This is a genomic window from Nonomuraea sp. NPDC049637, from assembly GCF_040675235.1.
Taxonomy (GTDB): Bacteria; Actinomycetota; Actinomycetes; order Streptosporangiales; family Streptosporangiaceae; genus Nonomuraea.
Genome location: NZ_JBFAOM010000007.1, coordinates 278,026 through 286,205 on the forward strand (window position 1 = coordinate 278,026; position 8,180 = coordinate 286,205).

At 71.9% G+C, this 8,180-nt stretch carries 11 protein-coding genes; 5 read left to right on the forward strand and 6 right to left on the reverse strand.

The features are described 5' to 3' along the window. Positions 1–72: 72 nt before the first annotated feature. Entirely contained in the window at positions 73–1,170 is a 1,098-nt protein-coding gene (gene rsgA / locus AB0J71_RS13295; RefSeq protein ID WP_352327189.1) for a ribosome small subunit-dependent GTPase A, read from the reverse strand. Positions 1,171–1,514: 344 nt separating this feature from the next. Between rsgA and AB0J71_RS13300 the strand changes: the two genes are divergently transcribed. Next, positions 1,515–2,003 carry a sigma-70 family RNA polymerase sigma factor gene (locus AB0J71_RS13300; RefSeq protein ID WP_352327191.1) on the forward strand — a complete coding sequence of 163 codons (489 nt, stop codon included), beginning with the start codon at positions 1,515–1,517 and terminating at the stop codon, positions 2,001–2,003. Next, positions 2,000–2,722 carry a zf-HC2 domain-containing protein gene (locus tag AB0J71_RS13305; RefSeq protein ID WP_364414221.1) on the forward strand — a complete coding sequence of 241 codons (723 nt, stop codon included), beginning with the start codon at positions 2,000–2,002 and terminating at the stop codon, positions 2,720–2,722. The genes AB0J71_RS13300 and AB0J71_RS13305 overlap by 4 nt, the downstream gene beginning before the upstream one ends. A gap of 54 nt (positions 2,723–2,776) precedes the next feature. Here AB0J71_RS13305 and AB0J71_RS13310 read toward each other — a convergent pair whose 3' ends face one another. Then, a complete protein-coding gene (locus AB0J71_RS13310) occupies positions 2,777–3,100 on the reverse strand; it encodes a helix-turn-helix domain-containing protein (protein ID WP_358284828.1) in 324 nt (107 codons plus the stop codon). 87 nt (positions 3,101–3,187) lie between these two features. On the opposite strand from AB0J71_RS13310, the gene AB0J71_RS13315 reads away from it, so the two are divergent. Beyond that, a complete protein-coding gene (locus tag AB0J71_RS13315; RefSeq protein ID WP_364414223.1) occupies positions 3,188–4,186 on the forward strand; it encodes a zinc-dependent alcohol dehydrogenase family protein in 999 nt (332 codons plus the stop codon). Positions 4,187–4,241: 55 nt separating this feature from the next. Here AB0J71_RS13315 and glyA read toward each other — a convergent pair whose 3' ends face one another. The 4 genes from glyA to AB0J71_RS13335 all read right to left on the reverse strand — a co-directional run bounded on the left by glyA (position 4,242) and on the right by AB0J71_RS13335 (position 7,822). Further along, complete coding sequence (glyA, locus tag AB0J71_RS13320; RefSeq protein WP_352328178.1) at positions 4,242–5,495, reverse strand: serine hydroxymethyltransferase; 1,254 nt, start codon at positions 5,493–5,495, stop codon at positions 4,242–4,244. A gap of 148 nt (positions 5,496–5,643) precedes the next feature. Continuing rightward, on the reverse strand, positions 5,644–6,576 hold the full coding sequence (locus AB0J71_RS13325) for a YihY/virulence factor BrkB family protein (RefSeq protein ID WP_352328177.1): 933 nt from the start codon (positions 6,574–6,576) through the stop codon (positions 5,644–5,646). 58 nt (positions 6,577–6,634) lie between these two features. Further along, the gene (locus tag AB0J71_RS13330) at positions 6,635–7,009 is read right to left on the reverse strand and encodes a YccF domain-containing protein (RefSeq protein WP_352328176.1); all 375 of its coding nucleotides are present in this window, start codon (positions 7,007–7,009) and stop codon (positions 6,635–6,637) included. Between the two features lie 54 nt (positions 7,010–7,063). Then, on the reverse strand, positions 7,064–7,822 hold the full coding sequence (locus tag AB0J71_RS13335; RefSeq protein WP_364414232.1) for a TIGR03084 family metal-binding protein: 759 nt from the start codon (positions 7,820–7,822) through the stop codon (positions 7,064–7,066). A 56-nt stretch (positions 7,823–7,878) separates the two neighbouring features. Here AB0J71_RS13335 and AB0J71_RS13340 point away from each other — a divergent pair, with 56 nt between their 5' ends. Both AB0J71_RS13340 and AB0J71_RS13345 read left to right on the forward strand, forming a co-directional pair. Next, positions 7,879–8,004: a hypothetical protein gene (locus tag AB0J71_RS13340; protein ID WP_352328175.1), complete on the forward strand. Its 126-nt coding sequence runs from the start codon at positions 7,879–7,881 to the stop codon at positions 8,002–8,004. Between the two features lie 54 nt (positions 8,005–8,058). Continuing rightward, a partial coding sequence (locus AB0J71_RS13345) for a transposase (RefSeq protein ID WP_364414234.1) occupies positions 8,059–8,180 on the forward strand: 122 nt, incomplete at its 3' end.

Below are 8,180 nucleotides of genomic sequence, written 5' to 3' on the forward strand. Positions count from 1 at the left end.
CCGCACCACCCGGTCTACTCGCCTCCCTCCCGCACCAGGCAGGAGGAAGGCGAGAAAGCCGGACGGGGACCGTCAGGGACGGTTGCGGCTGGAGCGGCGCATCTCCTTGTGGATGATCTTCCACTTGTTCTGCTGCTCCTTGCGCAGCCGCGCATCCGTGCGGGACGCCATCCAGGCCGCCTCGCGCTGCAGCTTGCGCCAGCTCTGCAGCCGGCGTTCGGGCAGCTCGCCGTTCTCCATGGCGTCCAGGACGGCGCAGCCCGGCTCGCTCACGTGCCCGCAGTCGGCGAAGCGGCACCGCTCGGCCAGCTGCTCGATGTCGGCGAAGACGAGGTCGACGCCCTCACCGATGTCGTAGAGGCCGATCCGGCGGATGCCCGGGGTGTCGATGATCAGGCCGCCGCCGGGCAGCGGGATCAGCTCCCGGTGGACGGTGGTGTGCCGGCCGCGCCCGTCGGCCGCGCGCACCTGCTGGGTGTCCATCACGCCCGCCTCGGCCAGCGCGTTGACCAGGGTGGACTTGCCCGCGCCGGAAGGCCCGAGCACGACCGCCGTACGGGAGCCGTGCAGGTAGCTCGCGGCCAGCGAGACCCCCTCCCCCAGCACCGAGGAGACGGCGTGCACGTCGACGCCCGGCGCGGCGGCCCGCACGTCGGCCATCAGCTCGTCGAGGCCCGACTCGAACAGGTCGGACTTGGTCACCAGCACGACGGGCGTGCCGCCGGACTCCCAGGCCAGCGCCACCAGGCGCTCGATGCGGCCCAGGTCGGCGAAGTCGGTCGAGTGCATGGACGGCTCGGCCACGAAGACGACGTCGACGTTGGCCGCGAGCACCTGGCCCTGGCCGTCGCCGGACAGCCCGCCGGTCGAGTGGCGGCTCACGCCGCCCCGGATGAACGCGGTGGTCCTGGAGAGCACCTGGTCGAGCTCGTACCGGCCTTCGGGCAGCCATCTGAGCGCGACCCAGTCGCCCACGCACGGCAGGGCCACCGGGTCGTCGGCGGAGGAACGGCGCACGCGGGCGCCGTAGCGGACGTGGTGCTGACCGTCGGCGGCGATCACCTCGGCGGCGCCGCGGTCGACGCGGGCCACCCGCGCCGGGACGGTGTCAGCAGGGAGCTCGGCGGCGCGCAGATCGGTCCAGCCGAGCAGGGAAAGGTCGTAAGACAAGACGGTGAAACCTTTGATCGAGAAGGAAACGGGCAGCTCAGACGAGGGCCCGGAGGTAGACGGACGACAGGCGGAACAGAACGACCCGCATAGCCCTCACCTCCTCGATCGGTTACGCATGCGACTCTAACCACCCTTTCCCGGCAGATGCAATCGCATTATGTTTCGGCGATCCGTTGAACCCCGCCAGGGCGGCCGAGCGTACTCCCTCCCGACGGACGCGAGAAAGGGGCCTGATGCGGATCAGCACGTATCCCCCGCCCTCGGCCGAGGGGACGGCCCCGGTGGGCGAGCCGCGCCTGCGCCACCTGATCCGGCGGGTGCGACCGGACGACGAGGTGGTCGTGTCCGCGCTCTACCGGGAGTACCACCGGCCGTTGCTGGCCTTCGTGGTACGGCTGACGGCGGGCGACCGGCAGTGGGCGGAAGACGTGGTGCAGGAGACGATGATCCGGGCCTGGCGCAGCGCGGAGCGGCTGGACCCCGACTCGGTCTCGCTCATGCCCTGGCTCGCCACGGTGGCCAGACGCATCGTGATCGACGACCGGCGGCGCAGGGAGGCGCGCCCGCCGGAATCGGGCGACGGGGCGCTGGACAGCGTGCCGGTGCCGGACGAACTGGAGGGGCTGCTGCGCCAGGTGGTCGTGTCGGAGGCGCTGAAGGCGTTGTCACCGGCGCACCGCGAGATCCTGAACGAGACGATCCTGCGGGACCGGTCGGTCAACGACGCCGCCGCGGCGCTCGGCATCCCGGTGGGCACCGTGAAGTCGCGGGTCTACTACGCGGTCCGCGCGCTGCGGGTCGCGCTGGAGGAGCGGGGGGTGACAGCGTGACCTCGGGAGTCGAGCACACCGACGTGGGCGCCTACGCCCTCGGCCTGCTGGAGGAGGACGACCGGCTGGCCTTCGAGTCCCACCTGCGCGCCTGCCCCTCCTGCCGCTTCGAGTTGTCGGACCTGGCGGGGGTCGCGAGCGTGCTGCACGGCATCGGCCCGCTGGAGGACGCCGGCCCTCCTCCCCGTGAGGGGCAGGCCGGCGTGGTCGACCTGCTCCTCCGCAAGAAGGCGGCCGACCGGCGGGCCCGCCGGGGGACGTTCCTGCTCGGGATGGCGGCGGCGGTCGCCCTGGTGGCCGGCGGTCTTACCGTCGGCACGCAGCTCACCGGCGGCGGCGACCCGCCGCCGGCGATGGCGGGACGCGCCGACCACATGGGCCCGGCCGAGCAGTTCTACGCCGACGGCACGCCGATCGCGGGCAAGGGCGTCGGCGGGGTGTCGGGCGGGCTGGTGGTGGAGTCCAAGGGCTGGGGCACGCACGCGGCGCTCAAGCTGTCGGGGGTGAAGGGGCCGCTGGAGTGCGAGCTGGTGTCGGTGGGCAAGTCGGGCGAGCGGCGGGTGATGACCGGATGGTCGGTGCCGGCGCCGGGTTACGGCGTGCCGGGCTCGCCGGCGCCGCTCTACATGCACGGCGGCAGCGCGACGCCGCTGGCCGAGATCGACCGCTTCGAGGTGGTCACCAGGACGGGCACGACCCTGCTCACCGTCAGGACCTGAGGTCGCGGACCCGCGCGAGGCCCTTCCGCCGCCGGCGGGAGGGCCTCGCCGCGTTCAGGCGGACGCGCGGTCGGCGGTGACGACGGCGTCGAGCAGGCCGGGGAACGCCTGGTCGAACTCGGCCCTGCGCAGGGTGTTCAGGCGGGAGGTGCCGGCGTAGTGCTGCCGGATGAGGCCGGCCTCGCGCAGCACCCGGAAGTGGTGGGTGGCGGTGGACTTGCTCACCGAGATGTCGAACCCGCCGCAGCTGATGTCGCCGGCGGCGGTGGCGAGCTGGGTGACGATGCTGCGCCGGACCGGGTCGACGAGGGCTTCGAGAACCCGTTGCAGGGTGACTTCGCGCAGGTCGGGGTGGTCCGGGGTGCGGTCGGCGTCCATGGAGCCATAGTACGACATCCATCGAAGTTTGACGGTAGTCGTACTTCGGGGGTTGAATGGCGGCCTCTGACGCGGAAGGACGATGTGATGACCAGGACGGTGCTGTTCCACGAGCTCGGCGGCCCCGAGGTGCTGGAGCTGGCGGACGTGGCGGCCGGCGAGCCGGGGCCGGGCGAGGTGCGGATCCGGGTGGACGCGATCGGCCTCAACCGGGCCGAGGCGCTGTTCCGCAGCGGCCACTACATCGAGCCCGTCCGGAGTTTCCCCGCCCGGCTCGGCACCGAGGCCGCCGGGGTGGTCGAGGCGGTGGGCGCGGGCGTCACCGGGTTGCGCACCGGCCAGCCGGTGAGCACGGTGCCGGCGTTCTCGCAGAACGACTACGGCGTGTACGCCGGGCGGGCGGTCGTGCCGGCGGCGGCGGTGCTGCCCCGTCCCGAGGGGGTGGGCCCGGTGGAGGGCGCGGCCGTGTGGATGCCGTACGTGACGGCCTACGGCGCGCTGGTGGAGGTGGGCGGGATGCGTCCCGGGGACACGGTGGTGCTGAACGCCGCCTCCAGCAGCGTGGGCCTGGCCGCCATCCGGGTCGCCGACCGCATGGGCGCCACGCCGATCGCCCTCACCCGCACCGCGGCCAAGAAGGAGGCCCTGCTGAAGGAGGGCGCCGCCGAGGTGATCGTCACCGAGGAGGAGGACGTGGCCGAGCGGGTGCTGGCGGCCACGGGCGGGCGCGGCGCGGAGTTCGTCTTCGATGCCGTGGCCGGGCCGGGCGTGACGGACCTGGCCAGGGTGGTCGCCCCCGAGGGGCTGCTGCTGGTGTACGGCGCGCTGAGCGGCCGGCCGACGCCCTATCCGGGGATCGACCTCGGCATGCCGGCGCTCAACATGCGGACGTACACGATGCACGAGACGACGCGGGTGCCCGAACGGCTGCGGCGGGCGGCGGCGTTCGTGGCGTCGGGGCTGCGCTCGGGCGCGTTCCGGGCGGTGGTGGACCGCACGTTCGACCTGGAGGAGATCGTCGAGGCGCACCGGCACCTGGAGTCGAACGCGCAGTTCGGCAAGATCGTGGTGACGGTCCGGCACTGACCGTCCGGCCGCCCGCCGCGAGGGGCGGGCCGGGCCGGACGGGCGGGCCGCGGGATCAGGACAGGCCGGGGGCGGGGAACTGGGCGGTCAGCTCGCTGACCTCGTGGTGGACGCGGGTGATGACGTCCTCGGCGTCGCCCTTGGCCAGGGCCGTGACGACCTCGTCCATCCAGGCGCCGATCTGCCGCATCTCGGCCTCGCCCATGCCGCGCGAGGTGACCGACGGGGTGCCGATGCGGATGCCCGACGGGTCGAACGGCTTGCGGGTGTCGAACGGCACCGCGTTGTAGTTGGTCTCCAGGCCGGCCCGGTCGAGCGCCTGGGCGGCGGGCTTGCCGCCGATGCCCTTGGGCGTCAGGTCGAGCAGGATCAGGTGGTTGTCGGTGCCGCCGGAGACCAGGTCGAAGCCCCGGCTGGACAGCTCCTCGGCCAGGGCCTTGGCGTTGGCGACGACCTGGTGGGCGTAGTCGCGGAAGGACGGCTGGGCGGCCTCGTGCAGCGCGACGGCGATGGCGGCGGTGGTGTGGTTGTGCGGGCCGCCCTGGAGGCCGGGGAAGACGGCCTTGTTGAGCGCGGTGGCGTGCTCGTCGCTGGTGGCCATGAGCATCGCGCCGCGCGGGCCGCGCAGCGTCTTGTGGGTGGTCGTGGAGATCACGTCGGCGTGACCCACCGGGGACGGGTGGGCGCCGCCCGCGACCAGGCCGGCGATGTGCGCGATGTCGGCCGCGAGCACGGCGCCGACCTCGCGGGCGATGGAGGCGAAGCCCTCGAAGTCGATCGTGCGCGGGATCGCGGTGCCGCCGCAGAAGATCAGCTTCGGCCGGTGCTCCAGGGCCAGCTCGCGGACCTCGTCGAGGTCGACGCGGCCGGTGTCGCGGCGCACGCCGTAACGGACCGGGTTGAACCACTTGCCGGTGGCCGAGACCGACCAGCCGTGGGTCAGGTGGCCGCCGAACGGCAGGCCCATGCCGAGCACGGTGTCGCCGGGCTGCAGGAAGGCCAGGTAGACGGCCAGGTTGGCGGGCGAGCCCGAGTACGGCTGGACGTTGGCGTGGTTGACGCCGAACACGGCCTTGGCCCGCTCGATCGCCAGCGTCTCGATCTGGTCGATGACCTGCTGGCCCTCGTAGTAGCGCTTGCCCGCGTAACCCTCGGAGTACTTGTTGGTCAGCACCGTGCCGGTCGCTTCGAGCACGGCCTTGGACACGTAGTTCTCGGACGCGATCAGCTTGACGGTGTCGGCCTGGCGGCGCTCCTCCGCCTTGATGAGCTCGGCGAGCTGCGGGTCGGCGCTAGCAAGAGAACTCATGACTCCCCTGTCATCATTGACAATTGGCGAAGACCCAGGCGCTCGGCCTCCGCTCCCGGTTGATTCGCTCCCTGGTGGTCGATCCCACCGAATGCGCCAGTCGCGTCGCCCTAGACGATAGCGGATGCGCAACCGGCCGCTCGTCCCGCTACTTGGTCCGGCTCACACCCGGCCAGAGCCGGTCGACCTCGGCGTTGAGGATGGCTCCGATCAGCACGGCCAGGGCGGTGATGTACAGCCACAGCAGCAGCGCGATCGGGGCGGCCAGGGAGCCGTAGACGGACACGGGCGAGAACCAGGCCGCCAGCACCGCCCGCAGCACGGCGGCGCACACGATCCACAGGAACAGGGCCAGGATCGCGCCGGGCAGCTCCCGGTACCACTTCGTCCGCACCGGCACGCTGACGTGGTAGAGCACGGTGAGGAACAGCACCGAGCCGCTGATCACGACGGGCCAGTAGAGGATGTCGATGAGGATGCCGTACTCGCCGGGGAGCGCGTCCTTGAGCAGGGTGGGGCCGATGACCAGGATCGGCATGACGATGATGCCGATGATCAGGCCGACGACGTAGAGGCCGAACGACATCAGCCGGGTGCGGATGATGCCGCGCTCCTCCCCCAGCCCGTAGGCGACCGAGATGAGGTCGACGTAGACGTAGAGCGCCCGCGAGCCCGACCACAGCGACAGCAGGAAGCCGAGCGAGATGATGGACACCTTGTTGGCGTCGTCCCTGAGCACGTCGGTGATGAGCGGGTTGATCACCTTCTTGACGGCGTCGTCGGTGAACAGCAGCCCGGCCTGCTCGATCACCCACGTCTTGACCTCGGTGACGACGCCGCCGCCGAGCCAGGTGCCGAGCTTGCCCAGCACGCCGATCAGGCCCAGCACGAACGGCGGCAACGACAGCAGCGCGAAGAACGCGGCCTCGCCGGCCAGGCCGGTGACCCGGTAGTCGACACCGGCGTTCGTGGCCGCGCGCACGATCGCCCACGACTTGGTGTCGAGCACCCAGTTCAGCCTGGCCCGGGCGGTCGAGGCGAGCCGCCTCCTGGACCGGGAAGGCGCATTGGTGGACGTCATGGCACCCAACGGTATTTCGCAGTGACTCTCCGGGACAGCTTACGTCCCGGCTCCTGCCCTAGTCGTTGTCCACGATGCGCGCGCCCAGCGGGAGGAGGGAGACGGGGATCAGCTTGAGGTTCGCGATGCCCATGGGGATGCCGATGATGGAGATGAACAGCGGGATCGAGGTGATGACGTGCCCGATCGCCAGCCAGATGCCCGCGACCACGCACCAGATCACGTTGCCGATGAGGGAGAAGACGCCGGCGTCCGGATCGCGCACGACCGTACGGCCGAACGGCCACAGAGCGTAGGCGGCGATCCTGAACGAGGCGATGCCGAACGGGATGGTGACGATGAGGATGCAGCAGATGATCCCGGCCACGGCGTAGCCGATCGCCAGCCAGATGCCGGCGAACACGAGCCAGATGACGTTCAGAATGGTCCGCATGCTCACAGCATGTCACCGGCCGTGCCGCCGAGGTCATCCGGTACGACCCTGAACTTACCCTGACCTGGGCGGCCGCCCCGGCCCCGGCGGCCCGGCGAACGCCTGGGCGATCTCCAGCCAGGCGCGGGCGGGCTCGCCGGCCGGCTCCAGGGCCGTGTCCGACAGGTGCACGCGCTGGGTGACGAGCAGGCAGAAGTCGAGCATCGGGCCGCGCACGGCGGCGGGCGCGTCCGCGGGGCCGGCGGTCCACAGGTCGCCGCCGGGGGTCGTGAGCTCGACGCGTACCGGCCCGGCGGGCTCGGGCAGGCCGCGGGCGGCGAAGCTGTAGGGCCGGGCGCGCACGCCGAGCAGGGCCACGTGCCGCAGCCGTTCGGTGGGCTCGCGGGCGACGCCGAGCGCGTCGGCCACGTCCTGGCCGTGGGCCCAGGTCTCCATCAGGCGCGCGGTGACGAACGACGCGCCCGACATCGCCGGCCCGAACCACGGCACCCGCACGCGTGCGCCGAGCGTCGCGAACGCCTCCAGCGACCGGGACGCGCGGAACCAGGCGTGCAGCTCACCCGGCGGCAGGCCGCGCGCGGCCCGCGCGAGGTCGTCCACCGAGCCGGTCCGCGCGGCCAGGGCGCGGAAGCCGTCCGGGTCGGTGACCGACACCACGGCGGCGTCGTCGAACCAGGCCAGGTGGCTCACCTGGTCGCGCACCGCCCAGCCCGCGGCGGGCGTGGGCGTCTCCCAGTCGGCGGGGCGCAGCGGCGCCAGCAGCGCCTCCAGGGAATCGCTCTCGTCCCGGAGGTCGGCCAGCAGTCCGGCCATGAGATCCACGGGCGCCAGCCTAACCCGAACAACGTTCTGGGAGAATAATTGCAGACGTGATCTGCGAGAGCTGCAAGGACAAGCGTCACGACGACTGCCGCGGCGGCTCCTGGTGCGACTGCCAGCACCAGAGCGAGGAACGGCCGCAGGAGTCGCCGCTCGACTGGCCGCGCCAGGGTTAGGAGCTGTTTCTTAGATCTGCTGACTGATCGTGCCTGCATCGGCACGATTGGCCTATGGGTCGAGGTGACTTAACCAACGCAGAGTGGGAGCGGCTCAGGCCGCTGCTGCCCGAGGGCGGCCAGCAGGGTGGGCGGTGGAACGACCACCGAAGGACGATCAACGGCGTGTTGTACCG

What these genes read in the sequence shown, in the direction of transcription:
- AB0J71_RS13315 (WP_364414223.1), top strand. Translation starts at nt 3,188, where the DNA reads ATGACCAGGACGGTGCTGTTCCACGAGCTCGGCGGCCCCGAGGTGCTG.
- glyA (WP_352328178.1), bottom strand. Translation starts at nt 5,495, where the DNA reads ATGAGTTCTCTTGCTAGCGCCGACCCGCAGCTCGCCGAGCTCATCAAG.
- AB0J71_RS13330 (WP_352328176.1), bottom strand. Translation starts at nt 7,009, where the DNA reads ATGCGGACCATTCTGAACGTCATCTGGCTCGTGTTCGCCGGCATCTGG.
- AB0J71_RS13310 (WP_358284828.1), bottom strand. Translation starts at nt 3,100, where the DNA reads ATGGACGCCGACCGCACCCCGGACCACCCCGACCTGCGCGAAGTCACC.
- AB0J71_RS13335 (WP_364414232.1), bottom strand. Translation starts at nt 7,822, where the DNA reads ATGGCCGGACTGCTGGCCGACCTCCGGGACGAGAGCGATTCCCTGGAG.
- AB0J71_RS13325 (WP_352328177.1), bottom strand. Translation starts at nt 6,576, where the DNA reads ATGACGTCCACCAATGCGCCTTCCCGGTCCAGGAGGCGGCTCGCCTCG.